The sequence below is a fragment of the Leuconostoc inhae genome, assembly GCF_019656015.1.
Taxonomy (GTDB): Bacteria; Bacillota; Bacilli; order Lactobacillales; family Lactobacillaceae; genus Leuconostoc; species Leuconostoc inhae_A.
The window spans coordinates 274757-298962 of sequence record NZ_BPKW01000001.1; the positions used below are offsets into that span (position 1 = coordinate 274757).

Annotated in this window: 25 protein-coding genes; 23 read left to right on the forward strand and 2 right to left on the reverse strand. The window is 37.2% G+C overall.

What is annotated here, in order from left to right:
• Positions 1-159: 159 nt before the first annotated feature.
• The 14 genes from coaBC (at position 160) to pyrE (ending at position 16363) form a co-directional block, all read left to right on the forward strand.
• Positions 160-1353, forward strand: a complete 1194-nt coding sequence (coaBC, locus tag K5Q14_RS01340) for a bifunctional phosphopantothenoylcysteine decarboxylase/phosphopantothenate--cysteine ligase CoaBC (RefSeq protein ID WP_220734029.1) — start codon at positions 160-162, stop codon at positions 1351-1353.
• Positions 1354-1491: 138 nt separating this feature from the next.
• Positions 1492-1770, forward strand: coding sequence for a hypothetical protein (locus tag K5Q14_RS01345; protein WP_220734030.1), 279 nt, complete (start codon positions 1492-1494; stop codon positions 1768-1770).
• Positions 1771-2000: 230 nt separating this feature from the next.
• A complete protein-coding gene (argS, locus tag K5Q14_RS01350; protein WP_220734031.1) occupies positions 2001-3692 on the forward strand; it encodes an arginine--tRNA ligase in 1692 nt (563 codons plus the stop codon).
• 52 nt (positions 3693-3744) lie between these two features.
• Positions 3745-4215: an arginine repressor gene (locus tag K5Q14_RS01355; protein WP_220734032.1), complete on the forward strand. Its 471-nt coding sequence runs from the start codon at positions 3745-3747 to the stop codon at positions 4213-4215.
• A gap of 3 nt (positions 4216-4218) precedes the next feature.
• Positions 4219-6279 carry a PBP1A family penicillin-binding protein gene (locus K5Q14_RS01360; RefSeq protein WP_220734033.1) on the forward strand — a complete coding sequence of 687 codons (2061 nt, stop codon included), beginning with the start codon at positions 4219-4221 and terminating at the stop codon, positions 6277-6279.
• A 65-nt stretch (positions 6280-6344) separates the two neighbouring features.
• Positions 6345-6698, forward strand: coding sequence for a YlbF family regulator (locus tag K5Q14_RS01365; protein ID WP_220734034.1), 354 nt, complete (start codon positions 6345-6347; stop codon positions 6696-6698).
• Positions 6699-6750: 52 nt separating this feature from the next.
• The gene (gene lepB, locus K5Q14_RS01370) at positions 6751-7383 is read left to right on the forward strand and encodes a signal peptidase I (RefSeq protein ID WP_220734035.1); all 633 of its coding nucleotides are present in this window, start codon (positions 6751-6753) and stop codon (positions 7381-7383) included.
• 177 nt (positions 7384-7560) lie between these two features.
• Positions 7561-8472 carry an aspartate carbamoyltransferase catalytic subunit gene (locus K5Q14_RS01375; RefSeq protein ID WP_220734036.1) on the forward strand — a complete coding sequence of 304 codons (912 nt, stop codon included), beginning with the start codon at positions 7561-7563 and terminating at the stop codon, positions 8470-8472.
• Positions 8459-9727, forward strand: a complete 1269-nt coding sequence (pyrC, locus tag K5Q14_RS01380) for a dihydroorotase (RefSeq protein WP_220734037.1) — start codon at positions 8459-8461, stop codon at positions 9725-9727. Before K5Q14_RS01375 ends, pyrC begins: the two co-directional genes overlap by 14 nt.
• A 33-nt stretch (positions 9728-9760) precedes the next feature.
• A complete protein-coding gene (locus tag K5Q14_RS01385) occupies positions 9761-10849 on the forward strand; it encodes a carbamoyl phosphate synthase small subunit (RefSeq protein WP_220734038.1) in 1089 nt (362 codons plus the stop codon).
• Positions 10842-14021, forward strand: coding sequence for a carbamoyl-phosphate synthase large subunit (gene carB / locus K5Q14_RS01390; protein WP_220734039.1), 3180 nt, complete (start codon positions 10842-10844; stop codon positions 14019-14021). The genes K5Q14_RS01385 and carB overlap by 8 nt, the downstream gene beginning before the upstream one ends.
• Before the next feature lie 57 nt (positions 14022-14078).
• The gene (locus K5Q14_RS01395; RefSeq protein WP_220734040.1) at positions 14079-15005 is read left to right on the forward strand and encodes a dihydroorotate dehydrogenase; all 927 of its coding nucleotides are present in this window, start codon (positions 14079-14081) and stop codon (positions 15003-15005) included.
• Between the two features lie 38 nt (positions 15006-15043).
• The gene (pyrF, locus tag K5Q14_RS01400) at positions 15044-15736 is read left to right on the forward strand and encodes an orotidine-5'-phosphate decarboxylase (RefSeq protein WP_220734041.1); all 693 of its coding nucleotides are present in this window, start codon (positions 15044-15046) and stop codon (positions 15734-15736) included.
• Entirely contained in the window at positions 15737-16363 is a 627-nt protein-coding gene (gene pyrE / locus K5Q14_RS01405) for an orotate phosphoribosyltransferase (protein ID WP_220734042.1), read from the forward strand.
• A gap of 43 nt (positions 16364-16406) precedes the next feature.
• Here the strand turns inward: pyrE and lexA are convergent, their stop codons facing one another.
• Complete coding sequence (lexA, locus tag K5Q14_RS01410) at positions 16407-17048, reverse strand: transcriptional repressor LexA (RefSeq protein WP_220734043.1); 642 nt, start codon at positions 17046-17048, stop codon at positions 16407-16409.
• A gap of 270 nt (positions 17049-17318) precedes the next feature.
• Between lexA and K5Q14_RS01415 the strand changes: the two genes are divergently transcribed.
• Positions 17319-17558 carry a YneF family protein gene (locus K5Q14_RS01415; protein WP_220734044.1) on the forward strand — a complete coding sequence of 80 codons (240 nt, stop codon included), beginning with the start codon at positions 17319-17321 and terminating at the stop codon, positions 17556-17558.
• An 11-nt stretch (positions 17559-17569) separates the two neighbouring features.
• Here the strand turns inward: K5Q14_RS01415 and K5Q14_RS01420 are convergent, their stop codons facing one another.
• Positions 17570-18205 carry a lysophospholipid acyltransferase family protein gene (locus K5Q14_RS01420; RefSeq protein ID WP_220734045.1) on the reverse strand — a complete coding sequence of 212 codons (636 nt, stop codon included), beginning with the start codon at positions 18203-18205 and terminating at the stop codon, positions 17570-17572.
• A 58-nt stretch (positions 18206-18263) separates the two neighbouring features.
• Between K5Q14_RS01420 and K5Q14_RS01425 the strand changes: the two genes are divergently transcribed.
• The 8 genes from K5Q14_RS01425 to K5Q14_RS01460 all read left to right on the forward strand — a co-directional run bounded on the left by K5Q14_RS01425 (position 18264) and on the right by K5Q14_RS01460 (position 24175).
• The gene (locus K5Q14_RS01425) at positions 18264-19025 is read left to right on the forward strand and encodes a tRNA1(Val) (adenine(37)-N6)-methyltransferase (protein ID WP_220734046.1); all 762 of its coding nucleotides are present in this window, start codon (positions 18264-18266) and stop codon (positions 19023-19025) included.
• On the forward strand, positions 19022-19303 hold the full coding sequence (locus K5Q14_RS01430) for a GIY-YIG nuclease family protein (protein ID WP_220734148.1): 282 nt from the start codon (positions 19022-19024) through the stop codon (positions 19301-19303). Before K5Q14_RS01425 ends, K5Q14_RS01430 begins: the two co-directional genes overlap by 4 nt.
• A 144-nt stretch (positions 19304-19447) precedes the next feature.
• Complete coding sequence (gene rpsB / locus K5Q14_RS01435) at positions 19448-20224, forward strand: 30S ribosomal protein S2 (protein WP_220734047.1); 777 nt, start codon at positions 19448-19450, stop codon at positions 20222-20224.
• Positions 20225-20348: 124 nt separating this feature from the next.
• On the forward strand, positions 20349-21224 hold the full coding sequence (gene tsf, locus K5Q14_RS01440) for a translation elongation factor Ts (protein ID WP_220734048.1): 876 nt from the start codon (positions 20349-20351) through the stop codon (positions 21222-21224).
• Positions 21225-21314: 90 nt separating this feature from the next.
• Complete coding sequence (pyrH, locus tag K5Q14_RS01445) at positions 21315-22049, forward strand: UMP kinase (protein WP_220734049.1); 735 nt, start codon at positions 21315-21317, stop codon at positions 22047-22049.
• Positions 22039-22584 (forward strand): ribosome recycling factor, encoded by a 546-nt coding sequence (gene frr / locus K5Q14_RS01450; protein WP_220734050.1) that lies wholly within the window; start codon positions 22039-22041, stop codon positions 22582-22584. Before pyrH ends, frr begins: the two co-directional genes overlap by 11 nt.
• Before the next feature lie 467 nt (positions 22585-23051).
• On the forward strand, positions 23052-23789 hold the full coding sequence (locus K5Q14_RS01455) for a hypothetical protein (protein WP_220734051.1): 738 nt from the start codon (positions 23052-23054) through the stop codon (positions 23787-23789).
• On the forward strand, positions 23786-24175 hold the full coding sequence (locus tag K5Q14_RS01460) for a hypothetical protein (RefSeq protein ID WP_220734052.1): 390 nt from the start codon (positions 23786-23788) through the stop codon (positions 24173-24175). Before K5Q14_RS01455 ends, K5Q14_RS01460 begins: the two co-directional genes overlap by 4 nt.
• Positions 24176-24206 lie beyond the last annotated feature (31 nt).

Genomic DNA, 24206 nt, shown 5'->3' on the forward strand with positions numbered 1-24206 from the left:
TATATTTTGACTGTATTAAAACACAAAATCCAGTAAATGTATTGGCACCTTTTAAGTGATATTTTTGGTAGAAAAGAAGACATTGGTTATCTTGTTATGGTTGTTTGAACAAAATTAACTGTAATAATATATGCTAAATTTGTCTATTTGGTAGAAAAAATGTTTAAAGAAAAAAATGTTTTAGTAATGGTCTCTGGTAGCGTTGCTGCTTACAAGTCTGCGACATTGGTACGATTATTGATAAAATCTGGTGCTAACGTTCGAGTTGGTATGACAACTGCAGCACAAGAGTTTATTACAAGTAAAACTTTATCAATTCTGTCAGGAAATGACGTGTTAACGGATTTATTTGTTGGACATACATCAGATATTGTGCACATTGACTGGGCAAAATGGGCTGACATCATTTTTGTTGTACCTGCCACAGCCAACCTTATTGGTAAACTAGCACAAGGGATAGCAGATGATGCTGTAACTGCAACCATTATGGCGTCAACTGCTGATAAAATAATTGCTCCTGCAATGAACGATAACATGCTTGCAAACCCTGCAGTTATGCGTAATATAGCAACTTTGAAAAAAGATGGTTGGTTTGTGATTGAATCTGCTGTTGGTTTTCTAGCTGAAGGCTATATAGCACAAGGCCGTTTGCCGGAACCAATTGATATTTTGCAGCAATCCGCTGTGCGATTACGTGCCAAAAATGGCATGTTGATAGGCAAAAAAGTGATTATTACGGCTGGTGGTACGCGTGAAGATTTAGATCCGGTACGTTATTTAACTAATCGTTCAAGTGGCAAGATGGGTTATGCTTTAGCTCGCGCTGCTGCTGAGATGGGAGCAGAAGTTGCTTTGATTACAACGATAGTGCGTGAAAATATATTTGGCGTAACAAACATATTCGTTAATTCGGCGCAAGAAATGTTTGATGTTGCAACACATGAATTCGCAACAGCTGATGTCTTTATTAGTGCTGCTGCTGTCTCTGATTTTAAGCCAGCAGAAATTGCAGTACATAAAATTAAAAAACAGGCTGATGATGGCTTAACGCTCAATCTTGTTCAAAATCCAGATATTCTACGAACTATTGGTCAATCTAAAAAGAGCCATCAAATTGTGATTGGTTTTGCTGCTGAAACGCAAGAAATATTAGTGCACGGACAAGATAAATTAATCAAAAAGCATGCGGACATGTTAATCACTAATGATGTTAGTCAATCAGACACAGGGTTTTCATCAGATGACAACGCTGTCACAATTTTGATACCGAATCGATCACCCGAAACATTGCCAAAAGCATCTAAGATAGATATTGCGAGAGCTATTATGACGCGAGTGATAACATTGAAATGAACTGTTATTTATGATAAAATAGGGTGTTACACATTGATTACAGGAGGAAATATGTTGACATGTCGACAGTAGATTAATTAGTGATAATGTTACAAACTAATTATAAGAAAGCTTAAGACAGTTTAATATACTAAAAATATGACAGACGAAGAAGAAGAAAGCAAGGCATCAAAGTATAATATTGGGGACATTTTGCTTGCTCCAGCTTATGGTAATTTAGAAAAGCCATTTACTGGACAAGTTGAAAAAATATATGAGAATGCGCTTTTAGTTGAGATTACGGAAAATGATCCGTCAGATCAGCCAACAGTTAATGAAATGAATCACCGAGCAATCGTTCGAATGGACGAAATTGAGGTGATTAAGCATGCACCAGTTCCGGTAACAGAAAAGATTGATGACGAGATCGAAAAGTAAATAGTTTCATAACATTTATATATAGCGAATCTGAGGTGGTGAAAGTCAGACAATAAATGGAAACGGCGCATACTTGGGGCTTTTAATGATATATTGAGTGGCGAAAGCTATTAGAGTGGTACCGCGGGTGGAAACTCGTCTCTTGTTAATTTTGACAAGAGACGAGTTTTTTTATTCAGTTAATCAAAATAAGGTATAATAGTAACTAGTAAAAAAAGGAATGAATAAAAATGGCAAATAATGAAATGGTTGTTGCTTCACTAGCAGAGGTGTTGACAGATTTAAAACCAGAAGAAATTTCAATGAAGTTAGAAACACCTAAATCATCGGAAATGGGTGATGTGGCATTTCCAACTTTCACTTTGGCGAAGCTCTTGCATCAGGCGCCACAAAAAATTGCAAGTGATATTGTCGCTAAAATTAATCAAACAGGCTTTGAAAAAGTTGTTGCAATTGGTCCGTATGTTAACTTCTTTTTAGACAAACAAGTCACATCAGGCCAAGTCTTACGCTTGATTCTTAAAGAACAATCGTATTTTGGCAACAATACAGATGGTCATGGGGATAATGTTACGATTGATATGTCATCACCTAACATTGCTAAGCCCATGTCTATGGGACATCTAAGATCAACAGTTATCGGTAATGCACTAGCAAATATTACAGCCAAAAATGGCTATGTTCCTGTTAAAATTAATCATTTGGGAGATTGGGGAACACAGTTTGGTAAGTTGATTTATGCTTATAAGACCTGGGGTTCAGAGGCTGAAGTTAAAGCTGATCCAATTGCTACGCTATTACGTTATTATGTTGAGTTTCATGAAAAAGCTAAAAACGATGATACATTAAATGATGCCGGTCGTGCTTGGTTTAAAAAACTAGAAGATGGCGATTCAGAAGCACATCAGTTGTGGCAATGGTTCCGTGCGGAATCTTTGAAGGAATTTACAGCGATTTATGATCGTTTGGATATTACGTTCGATTCTTTTAACGGTGAGGCTTTTTATAATGATAAAATGGCTAAAGTAGTTGATGCTTTGGAGGAAAAAAATCTTTTAGTGTCTTCACAGGGTGCTAAAATTGTTGATTTATCAGCAATTAATCCTAATTTGACGCCAGCAATGATTAAGCGATCAGATGGCGCTACATTGTATATGACACGTGATCTTGCGGCAGCGGTTTATCGTAAAGAAACCTATCATTTTGCAAAATCATTATATGTAGTTGGTGGTGAACAACGTGAACACTTTGTGCAAATGAAAGCAGTCTTATCATTAATGGGATTTAAATGGGCAGACGATGTTGAGCATATTTCATTTGGATTGATTACATTTAATGGCAAAAAAATGTCGACACGTAAGGGTGATGTTGTTTTGCTAAAAGATGTCTTAGATGATGCGCATGATTTAGCATTAAAACAAATACAAGACAAAAATCCGGAACTTGAGAATAAAAACATTGTGGCAGAGCAAGTTGGCGCTGGTGCAGTTGTCTTTCACGATTTAATGAATGATAGAACAAATAATTTTGATTTTAATTTAGAAGAAGTTGTTCGTTTTGAGGGTGATACAGGGCCTTATGTACAATATACTAATGCGCGTGCAAAATCAATTTTGCGTAAATCAGGGATTAAAATTACTGATGATAAGTTAGATTTGAATGATGGGGCAACATGGGATATTGTGACAATTCTTAATAGTTTTCCAGATGCAGTGCAGCGTGCATGGCAGCAGCGTGAGGCAAGCATCATTGCAAAATATGCTTTAAATTTGTCACGAGCTTTTAATAAATATTATGCCAATTCAAAAATTTTAACAAATGATCAGCAATTAAACGCACGTTTAGCGTTAGTAGAAGCAGTGACAATTGTACTTTCAGAAAGTTTGCGTTTGTTAGGTGTTAAGTCACCAGAAGAAATGTAACTTAGATTACGTCATAGCTATTATCTCATGCGTTCTCAATTAGGAGAAATAAATGATTTCAAAACAACAACGTCAAGAACTCATTCTTGATATTATTCAAAATCAACCAATCACTAGTCAAGAAGAATTATTGAGTGAACTTTTAAAGCATCATGTGGAAACAACACAAACAACAGTTTCAAGAGATATTCGGGCATTAGGTATTGTACGAATTAAAGATATTAACAATGATTTACGTTATCAACAATTAAAAGATCAGGGGGAAACATCTGATCTTGTCGTGACAGAAAATGCAATAGATGCTGCTATCATAGAATATGCTGTATTTGTCAAACGTGTTCAGTTTATGACAATTATAAAAACAACAGATTCAAGTGGTAATGCTGTTGCTGGTATAATTGACGATGCAAATTTGCCGCAAGTTATTGCGACACTAGCTGGATTTGACACAATTTATGTGACAAGTCCAGATGAAGTAAGTGCAGAAGCGTTAACTAAACGTTGGTCGGCATTGATAGGATAATCTATGAATTGGTTGAAGGGTATTATTAAAAAAATAAATGAGAAACTTGCCCCAGTTGCTAAGCGTTGGCAGTTTGGCCGTTTTCTTATCATAGTTTTCTTAACAGTTTTTTTGATGATGAGTGTGTACTTGGTTACTTTAGCGAAAACAGCGCATGTTAAAAATCTACATGCAACGTTAGCACAAACAACAACAGTCTATGATGATTCAGGCGCAAAAGCTGGGGAATTATATTCGCAAAAAGGAACTTATGTTAAGTATAATCGTATATCTCAAAATATGCGTGACGCGGTTATATCAAGTGAGGATCGAAATTTTTATCATGAGTATGGCTTTTCTGTGAAAGGGATTGCTCGTTCAGCAGTGCTTAACCTCAAGAATAAACTGTTAGGTTCGTCTGCCATCGCTGGTGGCGGATCTACTTTGACACAACAACTTGTTAAAAATGCCTATTTGACACAAGAGCAAACAATAACTCGTAAGGCTAAAGAAATTTTCTTATCCATGCAAGTTGAGCAAGATTATACGAAAAATCAAATATTAACGATGTATCTTAATAATGCTTGGTTTGGTAATGGTGTTTGGGGTGTTGAAGATGCGTCTCAAAAATATTTTGGGGTTCATGCTAGCGATTTGTCAACATCGCAGGCAGCCACGTTGACTGCAATGTTACCCAACCCTGCTTTGTATAATCCGATTGATCATCCACAAGCAGCAACTGAACGTCGCAATGTCGTTTTAGGGACAATGGTTGAAACAAAACGTTTATCAGCGTCACAATTAAAGCAATCACAGGCTGTACCGATGACTTTAAATGATACGTATGATAGTTCAAATAAGTATCAGTATCCATGGTTTTTTGATTCAGTTATTAGTGAAGCCATTAAAACATATGGGTTAACTGAAAGTGACGTTATGAATCGTGGCTATAAAATTTATACGACGTTGAACCAACAAGATCAAACAAATTTGCAACAAAATTTTAATAATAGTGCTATGTTTAACTATAATACAGATGCGCAAGCAGCTAGTGTTGTATTAAATGCGAAAACAGGCGGTGTTCGTGCACTTGTTGGTGGACGTGAAGAAGAGCATACATTTAGAGGTTTTAATTATGCAACGCAGTCAAAATTGTCACCAGGTTCATCAATTAAACCAATTGTCGTTTATGCACCTGCTTTGGAAAAAGGGTACAGTATTGATACCAGCTTGCCGAACACGACACGCACGTTTGGTACAAATGGTTGGGAAGTTCATAATGCGTTGAATGTGCAAACAAACAATGTACCCATGTATGAGGCTTTGGAGCATTCATATAATGTGCCAGCGGTTTATTTGTTAAATAAAATTGGCGTTAATGCAGGTTATGATAGTGCGCGTAAATTTGGGTTACCACTATCAGATAAAGATAAAAACCTTGCGTTGTCGCTAGGTGGGTTAACAGTTGGTGTTTCTCCTATGCAAATGGCACAAGCTTACACCGCTTTTGCCAATGACGGTGTCATGAGTGATGCACATTTTATTACAAAAATTGTTGATGCAACTGGAAAAGTGATTGTAAATCATCCTAAAGCTAAGCAGAAACGTGTGATAAGTTCACGAATTGCAGATAACATGACACGTATGATGCTTGGAACTTATACTAATGGGACCGGTCTAGGGGCAGCACCAGCTGGTTTTACTATTGCTGGTAAAACAGGGACAACCGAAAATCCTAATGATACGGAAAATAGTCAATCATCGAAAGATTCTTGGGCAATGGCCTATACAAAGGATGTCGTTGAAGCCACTTGGATGGGGCTAGATGACAAAAGCAACAATAATAGTTTGCCTCTCGGATTAACAGCAACTATGGGGCCATTGGTAAAAACGTCATTGGAAGAAATTTTGCCAAATACGCCAGGAACAAACTTTACGGTAACAAATCCAAACAGTAATACCAACAGTACAAATAATGGATTCAAGTGGTCAGATATTGGTTCTGGTTTCTCAAAAGGCGTTGATAATGCTGTAGAAGGTGCCAATAAAACTTGGCAAACTATCAAGGGACTATTTGGGAACTAATCATTATGCATTAATCTATTAATAACATTGTAGACAACTTATTTAAAACAAAAAGGAAAAGAAAAATGACAGTTAATATTTATGATAACGCCAATGAAATGGCAAATGTACTTAAGCAAACACAAGAATATACAGCATGGCAGAAAGCTTTTGATGACATTCAAAATAATGAAGAAGCTAAGAATTTGTTTGGCAAGTTCCAAGAAGTACAAACTGCTGTGCAGCAAATGATGCAAGTTCAGCAACAACCGAGCTCAGAACAAGAAAAAGAATGGGATATCATCGCAGCTGAGGTTCAGAAAAATGAATTAATTACAGCACTTTTGACAGCTGAACAAGCATTAAATAAGTTACTCACGGAACTAAATGACATTATCACAAAACCTGTTGCTGATGCATATGCACAGTTACGAAAGTAAGAGTAAGAGCAATCAAATTGATTGCTCTTGTACATAAGAAGAGAGAAATACTATGCAAAATAAATTTGTTCAGTTTCTAAAAGAATGGATTGTGCCAGTCTTAGTAGCCGTTGTTGCGGTTTCTTTAATTCGAGTTTTTGTATTCGAATTTGTAAAAGTTAATGGGCCATCAATGACGCCTAACTTGCAAAATAATGAACTCGTTTTGTTAAGCAAAGTTTCTAAATATAAACGTGGTGATGTTGTCGTATTTGATGCGCGTCAAGAAGATCCAAGAATCAGATCTGGTGAAAAAGATTATGTCAAACGAATTATTGGTTTACCAGGAGATACAGTTTCATACAAAAACTCTAATTTATATGTGAATAACAAACTAGTTAATCAAAATTATATTGGTATCAATGAGCGAACACAAGGAACTGAAATGTCATTTGGCGACACATGGTCATTGAAAACGTTATCCGCTACTGATCAATGGCAAGAGAAAGATCGTAATCATAGTAAAGTGCCAGCAGGTGAATATTTTGCTATGGGGGATCATCGGTCAGTGTCCAATGACGGTCGTTATTTTGGCTTTATAGATAAGCAGCATATTAGAGGAAAGGTATATGTACCTTTTTGGAATTCAAATAAAACCGCTAAGCAAAATGTTAATGGTCAAAATAAATTGTTCTTTGCAAACTGAGTTTGCATAGTTGTAAAAAAAATGATAATATATGGGAAACGATAAAACCTTTAATTAAGTCCAGAGAGACTTGCAAGGCTTTTAGATACTAGGGTCAGAGTCTATACTTTGACTGTAATTTTCTAGAACCGCGTAAGTCGAAAGACTTATGCGGTTTTTTGTATAAAAAGGAGTATTATGCGACATTTTTTGAATATAAATTCAGTAAATGAATCTGATGTGCTAAAATTAATTCAACGGGCATTAGCATTTAAGTTAGGTGCGCAGCCCAGTCAGACAAATTTGACGGTTAGCAATTTGTTTTTTGAAAATTCAACACGTACGCATAGTAGTTTTCAGATGGCAGAGAACAAATTAGGTTTTCAACAAATTAGAATTGATCCCCAAAGTAGTTCAATGTCAAAAGGCGAAAGTTTGGTTGACACGTTGAAAACATTAAAAGCAATTGGTGTTGATGTCGCTGTTATTAGACATAGTGTCACGAGTTGGTATGAGAATGTTTTAAGTGCAGGTGGGCACGCTATACCACAGCTGGTAAATGCTGGTGATGGCAGTGGACAGCATCCTTCTCAAAGTTTGCTAGATTTGGTGACGATTTATGAGCAATTTGGTCATTTTAACGGGTTAAACATTAGAATTGTAGGTGATCTCATGCATTCTCGTGTGGCGCGTTCGAATGCAGAAATTTTGAAAAAATTAGGTGCTAATATGACATTTTCCGGACCGGAAAATTGGCGACCAAACGATTTTAGTCAATTTGGTGCGTTTGTAGCTATTGATCAAAATTGGGAACAACTTGATGTTGTGATGTTTCTTCGTGTGCAACATGAGCGCATCACACAGACTGAAAATCAAACTTTTTTAACCAAACAATACCATGAGCAATTTGGACTCAATAAACTACGATATGAAAAGCTAAAAGCGCAGGCAATTATTATGCATCCCGCACCAGTCAATCGTGACGTAGAAATTGCCGATGAATTTGTTGAAGCGCCAAAATCACGTATTTTCGAACAAATGACTAATGGCGTTTTCGCAAGGATGGCAATATTAGAATATACAATGGAGACGAATCATGCAACTCATTAAAAATGCTAAAATTTTAGAAAACAATCATTTAGTTACGCGAGACGTGTTGATTGATGGTAAAAAAATTGTTGAGGTATCAGAACACAACCATTCAGAGTTCGATACGATTGATGCTAAAGGTGCATTTTTATCAAGTGGACTAGTTGATGTACATGTTCATTTTCGCGAGCCTGGTTTTGATTATAAAGAAACGATTGCGACTGGTTCTCAAGCTGCTGCACGTGGTGGTTTTACAACAGTTATTGCGATGCCAAACCTCAACCCTGTACCAGATACGGCAGAGCGTATCGCTGCACAAATTAAATTAAATGAAACCAATGGTATGGTTCATGTTAAGCAATATGGCGCTATTTCAGCTGATTTGACGGCATCTAAAGTATCAAATATCGCAGAAATGGCAGCCGCTGGTGCTGTTGCATTTAGTAACGATGGCAAAGGTGTACAAACCGCTGATACGATGTTACAAGCGATGCTGGCAGCCGCACAAGTTGATAAGCCATTGGCAGCACATTTAGAGGATGACTCTTTGTTGCATGGTGGTGTTATGAACGATGGGGAGCAATCGAAAAAATTAAAAATCCCTGGAATTACTGGGTTAGCGGAAAGCTCACAATTGGCACGTGATTTAGTGTTAGCCAAAGCGACAGGTGTTCACTATCATGTTGCGCACATTTCGACAAAAGAGTCAGTTACGTTAGTACGAATTGCAAAGTTGCAGGGTGTAAATGTTACGGCTGAAGTTTCACCACATCATGTTTTGCTATCTGATACAGACATAAAAGGTGATAATGCGCTATTTAAAATGAATCCACCTTTACGTTCACAGGCAGATCGACAAGCTGTATTAGCTGGGTTGTTGGATGGCACAATTGATATGATTGCAACAGATCATGCACCACATGGTACGGCAGAAAAAAATAAGGCATTTCGAGAAGCACCATTTGGAATTACAGGTATTGAAACAAGCTTTCAATTATTGTACACACACTTAGTGAGATCAGGCGTTATGACGCTAGAGACACTTTTGCAACGTATGATAAGTGCACCAATAACTACTTTTAAACTTGATGCACCAACTGGTGTTGCAGTTGGTGCAACAGCTGATTTAGCTTTATTTGATTTAGATCATCAGGAAACTATTTCAGTAGCTGATTTTGAATCAAAAGGCAAGAATACACCATTTATTGGGTGGCAAGTTTACGGTAAAACACGGGCAACTTGGGTTGATGGTAAATTAGTTTATCAATCATTTTGAGCGATGAAAACACAATAACGAGGATAATAAGAGATGAAAAAACGCTATATAGTACTTGAAAATGGCTCGGTATACGAAGGAGAATCTTTCGGATCTGATGTTGATGTGATGGCAGAATTGGTTTTTAATACTGGCATGTCAGGTTACCAAGAATCGATAACTGATTTGTCATATCGTGGTGAAATGATTGTATTCACCTATCCTTTAATTGGAAATTATGGTATTAATCGTGATGATTTTGAAAGTTTACGACCAGCAGCTTCAGCAATCGTAGTGCATGAAATTGCACGCCGACCAAGCAATTGGCGTCAAATGATGAGCTTGGAAGAATGGGCAGAACGGACAAATATGCCTGGCATCACTGGTGTTGATACACGGGCACTGACACGTGAGTTACGTGATAACGGTGTGATGAAAGCTGCTTTAGTTAATGAAGTAACCGATGATATTTTCGCTGAGATTAAAAACTTTATGCCTTCAAAAACGATGGTTGCTGATGCGACAACAAAGACACAATATCAAAATCCAACAGATGGGGTATCGATTGCCTTGATTGATTTTGGATTGAAAAATTCAATTTTACGTTCTTTAGCCAAAAGAGGTGTCAACGTTATGGTGTTCCCAGCAAATGTTGACGCAGAGACTATTTTAGCTGCTAATCCTGATGGCATATTGTTATCAAATGGTCCAGGTAATCCACAGGATGTTGCTTATGCTATTCCCACAATACAAACATTGCAAGAACAGTTACCATTGATGGGTATTTGCTTAGGCCATCAATTGTTTGCCATAGCTAATGGGGCTGAAACATACAAATTAAAATTTGGACATCGGGGTTTCAATCACGCAGTTCGTAACTTGTCAAAAGAGCGGCTAGATTTTACTTCTCAAAATCATGGCTATGCAGTTAATCGAGATAGCCTATCAAAAACTGATCTTGTTGTGACACATGAGGAAATTAATGATCACACAGTTGAGGGTATTAGGTTAAAAAATCATCACGCTTTCTCTGTTCAATTTCATCCTGACGCAGCACCAGGTCCACATGATGCCGAATATTTATTTGATGATTTCTTAAACATGATAACAGATGCAAAGAAGGAGAAACTACAAAATGCCTAAACGTACTGACATCAAAAAAATATTGGTAATTGGCTCTGGCCCGATTATTATTGGGCAAGCAGCAGAATTTGATTATTCTGGCACGCAAGCTGCACTAAGCTTAAAAGAAGAAGGTTATTACGTCATTTTAGTTAACTCTAATCCGGCAACGATTATGACGGACGCAGAAATAGCAGATAAAGTGTATATTGAACCACTATCAATTGATTTTATTGAACGTATTTTGCGTAAAGAACGGCCTGATGCCATTTTACCAACATTAGGTGGACAAACAGGATTAAACATGGCTAAAGACTTGTCTGAAGCTGGTATATTGGATGATTTAAATATTGAATTGTTAGGCACAAAATTATCTGCCATCGAAGAAGCTGAGGATCGCGAAGAATTTAAAGCGCTCATGGAACGTTTGGATGAACCTACTCCTGAATCAACGATTGCGACAACGCTAGATGAAGCGTTAGAGTTTGCCGATACGCACAGCTATCCTGTGATTGTACGTCCAGCTTACACGTTGGGTGGTACAGGTGGTGGTATCGCTGAAACGCATGCGGAACTAATCGAAATTGCGTCAAATGGTTTAGAATTATCACCGGTCACGCAGGTATTAATTGAACGATCAATTGCAGGCTATAAAGAAATTGAATTTGAAGTGATGCGTGATGCACATGATAATGCTTTGATTGTTGCTTCAATGGAAAATTTTGATCCTGTTGGTATACACACCGGTGATTCAATTGTGACGGCACCGGTACAAACATTGTCAGATCGTGAAGTTCAAATGATGCGTGATGCTGCGTTAAAAATTATTCGAGCGTTAAAAATTGAAGGTGGTGTCAATATTCAAATGGCACTTGATCCAGATTCATATAAGTATTATATTATTGAAGTCAATCCTCGTGTATCGCGTTCGTCTGCGTTAGCATCAAAAGCAACAGGATATCCTATTGCTAAAATGGCAGCCAAAATTGCCGTTGGGTTGAATTTAGATGAAATTATTAATCCTGTTACTGGTACAACCAAGGCGGAATTTGAACCGGCATTAGACTATGTGGTATTTAAAATTCCGCGTTGGCCATTTGATAAATTTGCATCAGCTGATCGTAGTTTAGGAACGCAAATGAAAGCCACCGGAGAGGTCATGGCAATCGGACGCAACATGGAAGAAGCTCTATTGAAGGCTGTACGTTCATTAGAAATTGGGGCAACAGGGTTAAATGACATCACATTTGATGCATTGTCTGATGATGAATTATTGCAGGCATTAATGCCTGCTCGTGATGACCGGTTGTTTATGATTGCAGACTTGCTACGTCGTGGCGTGACAATTGAAACTATTCACAACAAAACTTTGATTGATGAATTCTTTTTGGACAAAGTACTGCATATTATTGAAATTGAACGTGATTTAGCACACAATATTGGGAATCTAGATCAACTCACGTATGCTAAGAAAAATGGCTTTGCGGATGCAACGATAGCTAATATCTGGCATAAAACAACAGCTGATGTGCGCCAATTAAGAAAACAAGCCAGTATTTTACCTGTTTATAAGATGGTTGATACTGTCGCAGCTGAGTTTGAGTCGCAAACACCTTACTATTATGCAACATATGAGCGTGAAAATGAATCTATCAAAACGCATAAAAAATCTGTGATTGTACTGGGTTCAGGGCCAATACGCATTGGACAGGGTGTAGAGTTTGATTATGCTACTGTTCACGCGGTAAAAGCTATTCAACGTGCGGGTTACGAAGCTATTATTATGAATTCTAATCCTGAAACTGTGTCGACTGATTTTTCTATTTCTGATAAGTTGTATTTTGAGCCATTGACATTAGAAGATGTCTTAAATGTGGTTGATTTAGAACAACCTATTGGTATTGTTGTACAATTCGGTGGTCAAACAGCCATTAATTTAGCACAACCATTGACAGAAAATGGCGTGCATATTTTAGGCACAACAGTTGAAGATTTGAATCGCGCTGAAGACCGTGAAGCTTTTGATCAAGTTATAAAAAAATTAAAGTTACCACAACCTTTAGGTCAAACAGCCACAACAGTGCCCGGTGCATTAGCAGCGGCACAAGAAATAGGTTATCCAGTTTTGATTCGGCCATCGTATGTACTTGGTGGACGTGCAATGGAAATTGTGACTTCAGACGCAGAATTAAAAAATTATATGCAACGCGCAGTTAAGGTATCAAATGATCATCCTGTGTTGATTGATTCATATTTAGTTGGTCAAGAAGCTGAAGTTGATGTGTTATCAGATGGTCAAACAGCTGTTATTCCCGGTATAATGGAGCATATTGAACGTGCGGGTGTACATTCTGGGGATTCTATGTCTGTCTATCCACCTCAATACTTATCACAAAAAGTACAAGACGAAATGACACAGGCAGCTATTAACTTAGCACAAGCCATGCATACAATTGGTTTAATGAATGTGCAGTTTGTTATTCACGAAAATACTGCCTATGTGATTGAAGTCAATCCACGAGCATCGAGAACTGTACCGTTTATTTCCAAAGTGACTCATTTACCGTTAGCACAATTGGCAACACGTGTCATGTTGGGTGAGAAATTAGCAGATATGGGATTTGAAACTGGACTAGTACCAGCAGATGATATGGTTCATGTTAAAGCACCTATTTTCTCATTTACCAAGTTACCAGATGTTGATTCCTTACTCGGTCCCGAAATGAAATCTACTGGTGAAGTGATGGGCTCTGATACGACTTTGCCAAAAGCGCTTTATAAAGCTTTTGTGGCATCAAATATTAAAGTACCACAATATGGTAACGTGCTCTTTACGGTCGCTGACGATGATAAAGAAGAAGCGTTAATTTTGGCTAAACGGTTCAACAATTTAGGATTTGCCTTGTTTGCAACATCAGGTACTGGCGCTTATCTTAATTCTAATGATATGCCGATTGAAATTTTAGATAAAATTTCAGAATCTAGCAATAATTCAGTAGAAGCACTGAAATCACAAAAGTTACAAGTTGTCATTAATACAACTCAAGCTGATGATCGGGCAGAATCTGATGGTCGCCTTATTCGTAATGCAGCAATCGAAAATGCTGTGCCACTGTTTACAGCACTAGACACTGTTAACGCTTTCTTAGATGTTTTAGAGAGTCGTAGCTTCACAGTCAACGAAATGAAGTAGTGGTTAATTTATAAAATGACTAATAAAATTGTCCAGCGAGACAAATTAGGAGAAAAAATGATAGCAAAGCATCGCTTAGCGGTTAAATTACCAGGATTAAATATGAAAAATCCTGTTATGAATTCGTCAGGATCTGTATATTTTGGCCTAGAAGATAAAGGATTTGGTATTGAAAAAACAGGTGCATTGGTCACTAAAACGGTTACAATGACACCACGTGCTGGGAACCCACAACCTTGGATCATTGAAACACCAAGTGGTATTTTGAACTCTGTTGGTTTAGCAAATCCAGGTATCGAAAAAGTCATAACAGATATGTTACCGGCTATTCACAAAAAATATGGTGATGACCTGCCAGTAATGGTTTCAATTGCTGGCGAAACAGTACAAGAATATGTGGCATTAGCAAGGTTGTTAACACAGACAGGTTTTGTAACTGCGATTGAAATTAATTTATCGTGTCCTAATGTTGACCGTGGAGGTATGGCTTTTGGTGTTGACGCGCAAGCAGCGGCTGAAGTCATTGAAGCCTTGCGAGAGGTCACTCATTTACCGCTTTATGCTAAATTATCGCCCAATGTAGCAGATATTAAACCGATTGTAAAAGCACTTGAAGTTGCGGGTGCGGATGGCATTGTCCTGATTAATACAGTGATGGGTATGAGCCTTGATTTAGAAAAACGGCAAGCACATTTAGCACGGGGGATGGGTGGTATGTCTGGTACAGCAATTCATCCTATTGCTGTACGTTTTGTTTATGAAGCTGCTCAGACAGTTAATATTCCGATAATTGGTGTTGGTGGTATTACTAGCGTGGCCGATGCGTTGGAATTGATGATGGCGGGAGCCAGTGCTGTACAAGTTGGTGGTGCGTTAACTCATAAACCTGAGGCAATGATAGAAATTATTGACTCACTGCCAGCAGTATTAGATAAATATAAATTTACCGATGTTCAAGATGTGACCAATACATTTAGAAATTGACTATGTATTAATTTGTTTAGAAGGGACAAACACTTCCTATGGAGCGACCAGTATTTATAGCATTAGATTTTCCTGATGCGAAAACCACACGACTTTTCCTTGATAATTTTCGTAAAATGGCTGATAAACCAGCAATAAAAATTGGCATGGAATTATTTTTTGCGGAAGGACCAGAATTTGTCCGCGAACTACATCGTCAAGGATTCATAATTTTCTTAGATTTGAAACTCTATGACATTCCAACAACAGTTGGTCATGCGGTTGCAAGCATCGCCAAATTAAATGTTCAATACCTGACAGTGCATGCTGCTGGTGGTAAAAAAATGTTACGACAAGCTGTAGCCAATAAGGGTCAGGAGATGAAGTTGCTAGCAGTCACGCAGTTAACTTCGTTTTCGGAAACTGATATGCAAGCAACACAACTAACGTCATCAAGCATGACAGAAAATGTCATTCATTTAGCTGAATTAGCCTACCAATCAGGGATTGATGGGACAATTAGTGCCCCATCGGAAGCAAGCTTTATTCAACAAAAAACAGCTGATTCATTTCTACGTGTAACACCAGGTATTCGATTGACTGGCGATTCAACTGATGATCAAGCACGTATTACAACACCTTCAAAAGCGCGTGAATTTGGTGCCACCGGATTAGTTGTCGGCCGTTCAATTACTAAATCCAATAATCCTGTGGCGGCCTATCAACGTGTATTATCAGAATGGAGCAATTAAATGTTAACTTATGCAGAACAAGTGGCAAATGATTTACTGACGATTGGTGCAGTAAAATTTTCGCCAGAAAAACCGTTTACATGGGCATCAGGTATTAAAAGTCCCATTTATACGGACAATCGTATGACTATTGGTTACCCAAAAGTTCGTCAAAATATTTATAAAGGTTTAGTAGCATTAATTCAAGAATCATATGGTGATGTTGAAATCATTGGTGGTGTCGCAACAGCGGGCATTCCACATGCTGCATGGGTTTCTGAAGAACTGCATAAACCTATGATTTATGTACGTTCTAAACCAAAAGATCATGGTGCAGGTCGTCAAACAGAAGGCGCCGTTGTTGCAGGTAAAAAAGTTGTATTAATTGATGATTTGATTTCAACGGGAGGATCAGTACTGGGTGCTGTTGAGGCGATACGTAAAGAGGGTGCCAATGTTTTGGGTGTGGTGTCAATTTTTTCGTATGAGTTATCTGAAGGTTTGACTAATTTTACCAATGCAAATTTGACTTTCAAATCACTAACAACCTATTCTCAACTGGTAGACGCAGCTATTGAACGTGGTGAGTTAAATATGTCGCAACTGTCAACATTACAAAATTGGCAAAAAAATCCTAACAAGTGGTAATTAAAAAATCTCTAGGAAAATATTCCTAGAGATTTTTTTGTTTTTAATAGATAGCGTCACGATAGAGGCCGATAACTTTACCTAAAATAGAGACACTTTTAAGAATAATTGGTGCCATTGAATCGTTTTCAGGTTGTAAACGGAAATGGTCTGCTTCACGGAAAAAACGTTTAACCGTTGCTTCGTTATCATCATTCATAGCGACTACAACGTCACCATTATCAGCATTATCCTGTTTGCGAACAATAACTTTATCACCATCTAAGATGCCAATATTGACCATAGAATTGCCACGAACATTTAGCATAAACATGTCCCCATCAAATTGCATCAAATTGTCAGGAATTGGGAAGAACTCAGTGGCTTCTTCTTCAACGGCTAAGATAGGCGTACCAGCAGTAACAAGTCCTAGTACAGGAATACGACCTGGCGTAATGGACACTCCCAATGCTTCTAAACCAGCATCAGTGACTTCAATGGCACGAGCACGAGGCTTTGATGCGTCTTTTAAAAGGTAGCCTTTTTTAACTAGTCGCTCGATATGACCATGAATTGTTGAAGAAGAAGACAAACCAACCGCTTCACCAACTTCACGTACTGTAGGTGGATAGCCATTTGTTATTTGGGCTTCATGGATAAATCTTAATACCTGTAGTTGTTTACTTTCTTGAATTTGAATTGTCATTTTTGGCTTGCATTCCTTAATACTACTCGATTTAATATGTATTAATTATAACGAAAAGCTAAAGATAAATCAAACATTTGTTCGTTTTTTTAGAGTTTAATAAGTTATCTACTAAAAACATTTATTATTTCTTTAAAAGCACGTCTAATTTCAGAAAAAATCTGTGGATAATGATGGTGAAAGTCGTGGTTTAGTATTTTGAGAAATTATGACTCATTATTTTTTACTTTATGCTATAATTAACCTTAGAAATTTATTAAGGGGAAGACTATGACTGTAAATATCGGAATCGTCATATTGATTGCAGTTTTGACTTTAATTATCGGATTGGCGGCTGGATTCTTCTTAGCACGTAACTCAATGAAAAGTTACTTAGCAAAAAACCCACCAATTTCAGAAGAAATGATGAAGTCAATGATGATGTCAATGGGTCAAAAACCATCACAAAAGAAATTAAATCAAATGATGGCTCAGATGAAGCAACAAAGCGAACAAGCGCAAAAAAAATAAGCCTTAATGGCTTATTTTTTTTCACGTTTAGGGTCAACATAAACAAAAGTAGGGTCTACCTCTTTATCTAGTTGATCGAAAGCATCTTGAATCATCTTTGTATATTTAGCAATGTTCTCTTTATTCAATCTGTCTTTACGGTCTATCATAATAGGGTCGCCGAAATTAATGGTAGTATTGTTTCTTCTAAACAGCTGTCCAAAGGACACTGGCCCTTGATAGACAGCCGGAACAATCGCTTTTCCTGACATCTTTGCGATCAGCAAAGAACCAGATTTCAATTCATCGTTATGTCTGGACCCAGAAGGAAACATGATAAGTGAACGATTGCCATGCTTTAATTCATTAACCGGTATTTTGATAACACTTGGGCCAACATTGTCTCTATCAACAGGGAATGCGCCAGCAGATTTAATGAGCCATGCAAGTGGTGGAAATTTAAAAAGTTCAATTTTAGCCATAAAGATAAAATGTTTTGGATAGGCAGCAATTGCATACCAAACAGGATCCCACCACGTACGATGTGGGCCGACTAGAACATAGTTGTCGTCAGCGGGTATACGCTGACGATTCATATACTTGATTCGACCATTTACTGTCCACATCAAGCCAACAGCTACGCCACGTAAAAAATCATAAAATTTCATTATTAGTCACCTCATAAACTACTTTAACTATTTTACACGATAAAGCGAGAAAAAAACAATGATTGAACCAATTCTTAATCCAGGTGAACGTATTGATGGTTTACCTTCACAAAATATTCATATTATTCAAAATCCAGATATGTTTTCATACTCACTAGATGCCATTTTATTGGCACATTTTGCTGACGTTAAAGGTAAAGGGCGTGGATTGACGGTAGATTTAGGTGCTGGAACAGGGGCTGTTGGTTTATTTTATGCACCAAAAGTTGCTGGACTTATTAAGTTAGTGGAAATTCAACCGGAATTAGCTGAAATGGCAGAACGAAGCATCGCGATGAATGAATTACAGGACCGTGTTAGTATTTTGCAATCAGATATGAAAACAATATTTGATGATATTCAACCAGGTTCAGTAGAAACGGTTTTGTCCAACCCGCCTTACTTTCCGTTAAATGATGCAACAAAAACAAATCAAGATGAACACTATGAATTAGCACGTCACGAATTGACAATAGATTTGCCAGGATTGGCACAAGTTGCCAATAAATTGCTTAAAAATAATGGCAAATTTTATATGGTCCATCGTCCCGAACGATTGGCTGATATATTTTCAGCTTTTTCAGCACGAAAACTGATGATTAAACGTATACAATTTGTCTATGGTAAGGCTGATCGAGAAGCGAATATGGTACTTATTGAAGCAATAAAAGCCGGCCGTTCAGGTGGCGTTCGCATTATGCCACCGATTGTAGCGTATAAACAAACAAATGACTATACAAAACAGGTACAAAATATTTTATATGGGCAAGCATGGTCATGATAAAACCTTACTACTTTTATGTTTTATATACGGCTGATGGTTATTTTTATGCTGGTTTTACTGATGATGTGCAACGTCGATTTAAAACACATCAATCACGTAAAGGGGCAAAGTTTACACGTGTCAAATCAAGGCACCCGCTACAATTAATTTATGATGCACAGTTTGATACGAAAAGTGACGCGCTACGAGCCGAAGCAAATTTCAAGCAATTGACAAGAAAAAACAAAGAGAAATTTTTAATAGCCCATCATATTAATGAAAAAATTTGGGCTTAATGGCTTGCATTATTGTTAATTATCTCGTATAATAATAGCTGTTGTAATTAGCAACAAATACACACGGCAAACAAGTTCACATAGGTGCAGAAATGTCATTGTGAATGTCGAATTTGTCGGCGGAAAAACCTAGGAGACCATATCATGGCAGTTATTTCAATGAAAGAACTCCTCGAAGCAGGAGTACACTTTGGGCACCAAACACGTCGTTGGGACCCAAAAATGGATGAATATATATTTACAGAACGTAATGGTATTCATATCATCGATTTACAAAAAACAGTTAAACTTGTTGATGAAGCATATAACTTTGTTCGTAATGCATCAACAGATGATGCCAACTTCTTGTTTGTTGGTACAAAAAAGCAAGCATCAGACGCTATTGCTGAAGAAGCAACACGTGCTGGTCAATATTTCATCAACCATCGCTGGTTGGGTGGTACGTTAACTAACTGGAATACAATTAAGACACGTATCCAACGTTTGAAGGATTTGGAAGCTATGGCTGAAGATGGTACTTTCGAACAATTACCTAAAAAAGAAGTTGTTTTGTTAAACAAGCAACGTGAAAAGTTAGATAAGTTCTTGGGTGGTGTTAAAGATATGCCTGGTTTACCAGATGTATTATTTGTAGTTGATCCTAAAAAAGAAGAAATAGCTGTTAAAGAAGCAAATATGTTAAACATTCCCGTTGTGGCTATGATTGACACAAACGCTAACCCTGAAGTTATTGATGTTAAGATCCCTGCTAATGATGATGCTATTCGTGCAGTTCGTTTGATTACTGCTAAGATGGCTGATGCTATTATTGAAGGTCGTCAAGGGCAAGATTCAGCTCCTGAAGATGCTTTTGTAGCTGGAGATGAAAATACAGAATCAATTGAAGAAATCACTAATATCGTTGAAGAAGGCAATAATTAATATTTGAATGACAAATGCCGTTCCTGCGGACCTGTTTGGGATGCGGATTGGCATTTTTATTTGTCCGAAACGTGTAAAAAGCATGTTATAATAAAAACATAAATATTTTTAGAGGAGCAATATAATGGCAATTACTGCTGCACAAGTAAAAGAATTACGTGATAAGACATCTGTTGGTATGATGGATGCAAAGAAGGCTTTGGTTGAAGCTGATGGTGACCTAGAAAAAGCAATTGATTTGCTTCGTGAAAAGGGTATGGCTAAGGCTGCTAAAAAAGGTGACCGTGTTGCTGCAGAAGGCATGACTTACGTTGCTGTTGATGGTAACAAAGCAGCTATTATCGAATTGAACTCAGAAACTGACTTCGTTGCTGGAAACGCTGAGTTTAACGACTTATTAAAGGCTGTTGCAAATACAATCGTTGAATTTGCGCCTGCAGATGTTGAAGCAGCACTAGCTTTGGAAGTAGAAGCTGGGCAAACTTTGAATGATAAGATTATTGGTACAACACAAATTACCGGTGAAAAAATTACTTTGCGCCGATTTGCCGTTGTTGAAAAATCTGATTCTGAAAACTTTGGGGCCTATTCTCATTTGGCTGGTTCAATTTCTTCATTAGTTGTCGTTGAGGGTGCCTCAGAATCAGCAGCTAAAGACATCGCAATGCATGTTGCAGCAATTGCACCACAATATGTTTCAGATGACGAAGTACCAACTGAAGTTGTTGCGCGAGAAAAAGCTGTTCAACTTGCCTCTGAAGACTTAGCTGGTAAGCCTGATAATATCAAAGAAAAGATGGTCGAAGGACGTATTAAAAAGTTCTTGGCTGAAATTTCATTGTTGGATCAAGCATTTGTTAAGAATGGTGATCAAACTGTTGCGCAGTTTATTGCATCACAGAATGGTTCTGTAAAATCATTTGTACGTTACCAAGTTGGTGATGGCATTGAAAAGAAAGTGACTGATTTGGCTGAAGAAGTTGCTAAACAATTAGGGTAATAAATATTAAAAGTGCGTTATATCATCATAACGTACTTTTTTTGCGATATATTTTTGGTATAATTGATTAGCATAGAAATGAGGTAAATCATGACGGGTATGAAATATAAACGTGTTTTGATGAAACTTTCTGGTGAAGCGTTGGCTGGAGAAAACAGTCAAGGCATTGATCTTGAGACAGTTTCTGAAATTGCACAAGATTTAAAAGAAGTCCATGACTTAGGGACACAAATTGCAATTGTTGTTGGTGGTGGTAATTTATGGCGTGGTGAACCGGCTTCAAAAGTTGGTATGGAACGGTCGCGTGCAGATTACACAGGCATGCTTGGGACAACAATGAACGCTCTCGTGTTGCAAGATGCACTGGAACGCGCTGGCGTTGACACACGTGTTCAAACAGCCATTACAATGCAACAAATTGCTGAACCCTATATTCGTGGTCGTGCTATTCGACATTTGGAAAAAGGCAGAATTGTTATTTTTGCAGCTGGGACAGGATCACCTTATTTTTCAACAGATACAACAGCTGCGTTGCGAGCAAATGAAATTAATGCAGATGCTATTTTGATGGGTAAAAATGGTGTTGACGGTATCTATGATTCGGATCCTAATAAAAATGCAAATGCTGTTAAGTATACTGAGCTAACACATTTGGATATTTTGCAAAAAGGATTGAAAGTTATGGACTCAACAGCGAGTTCACTATCGATGGATAATAATATGCCACTCGTCGTATTTAACTTAAATACACCAGGTAATTTAAAACGTGTTGTATTGGGCGAAAATATCGGGACAACAGTTACAGGAGGAAAAAATGGTATTTAACTTAACAGACGCTAAAACACGTATGCAAGGTGCTCAAGATGCTTTAAAACGTGAATTGGGAAGTATACGTACAGGGCGTGCTAATCCGCATATTTTAGATCGTATTGAAGTAGAATATTATGGGGCTATGACACCTTTAAAGCAGGTTGCTTCTATATCTGTGCCTGAGGCACGTCTTTTATTGATTACACCATTTGATAAGTCAGCTTTAGAAGAAATTGTTCGTGCGATTAACATGTCTGATCTAGGACTAAATCCGGCTTCAGATGGCAATATTGTCCGTCTGGCAATTCCTCAAATGACAGAAGAAGGTCGTAAAGATCTAGCTAAGCAAGTGAAGGCTGAAGCTGAAAAAGCAAAGGTATCTATTCGTAATGTTCGTCGTGATGCGATGGACAATGTTAAAAAGGACAAAGAGTTACCTGAAGATGATGTCCGCAATGCAGAAGATGATGTTCAAAAGTTAACAGATGAAAATATCAAGGCAATTGACGTTATTGCAACCGAAAAAGAAAAAGAGTTGTTAACAATTTAAAAATGTTTTAACATTTTCAGTATGTGACATAATGTATTAGACCGTCATTATTAAATATAATAATGAATTCGGTGGCCATAACATAGCACAGCGACTTATAAATAATTTGAAATACTTGACGTTTTAATAGTTGCAGTGCATAATGAATATATTCAGTTTACTCACTAGGATGTCATGTGGCGATGATGGAGTGTGTAAACAACTCAAGTGTCGGAAATTTTTTCCGGAAATCAGGTGGAACCGCGTGTAAGCGTCCTGATGTCAATTATTTTGGCATTGGAACGAGTTATGGGCGGTTTTTTTAGTGCCGGAAAGGAAAAGTGGCATACAATATTTTTTAAAATTATGTGGTTTTTATGTAAAAATATACAAGTAAGTCACTCATAAAAATACGTTTAAGATATATATTTATATATCTTTTATGTTAAGATATATAAATATATATCTTTTTGTGTTATAATTCAAGTATGAAAAAAAAACAGACAATATATTTTGAATTAGATGTGGTTAATTCACGACTGGTTAAAGATAACAATGTGCTGATAAAGCAGATCATCAATGTAACAAATTATTTAAACGAACTGACTAAAGAATTAGTAATAATGCCATTTCAAATACACAATGGCGACGCGATTTCTGGTGCGATTCAGTCTGTTAATACACGTGATGACATTGTTAAAATTTATCAGTCATTGACGACTTATTTAATCATGGAAGCTATGAATTTGCAATTATATATGGCTGTTGGTATTGGCAATATTGATACAGATTTGAATAATACGAATGATGAAGCGTTGGTAAATGGTTCAGCCGTAGTATTGGCTCGAAATGTAGTGATGCCAGCGTTGAAATTAAATTCAACTAAACAACGTAATAAAAAATTAGGGATTCAAACTAATTTTAAAAAAGCACCTATTTTATTGAAAATAGCTAATAATTATGAAAATATGGCCGTTGTTGAACACACTCTCTTGTTGGTTTATGAGTTCGAACTTAATACAGATAAGAAACGTTTAATTTATTCAATGTTAAAGCATTCTGAGAATTGGCGTGATGATTTGCCAAAATTAATTGCTATAAAAAATAGTGGATTTAAAGAGACAGATACACTTAAGCAAATTGAAAACCGTGCGCGTATGTTGATTACTAAGTCAGATGTGCAAGCTGTTAATCACCAATTAGCAGTATTTGAGGAAAATAAATGAAGCAAGAATTAATAGTTATGGCATTTAAAGTTGTTGGGTGGTTAGCACTAAGCTATCTCTATGGGGTGCTTGTTAGTGTCGTTTTGAGCAAAATTGGTCAAAAAAAATGGCAACCTGTAACTGGCAAAAAAGCTGATCCGTTTATACATGGTCAACTCATCGGTAATATAGAACGTACATTTGCGATGTTATTGATTGCATTAGGTAATGTTGGTGCGATGAGTATGATTGTCGCTATCAAAGGATTTGCGCGATGGGGTGAATTGTCTAAATTGGATAGTGATGTGCAAGGTATTGCCATTGATAAATTTATTATTGGTAATTTACTAAGCTTAGGATTTCCAGTTTTGATTGCTGCAATTGGCTTTTTTGCTAGTAAACTTTAATGACATAATGTAAAAAATAGTTAAAAGGAAA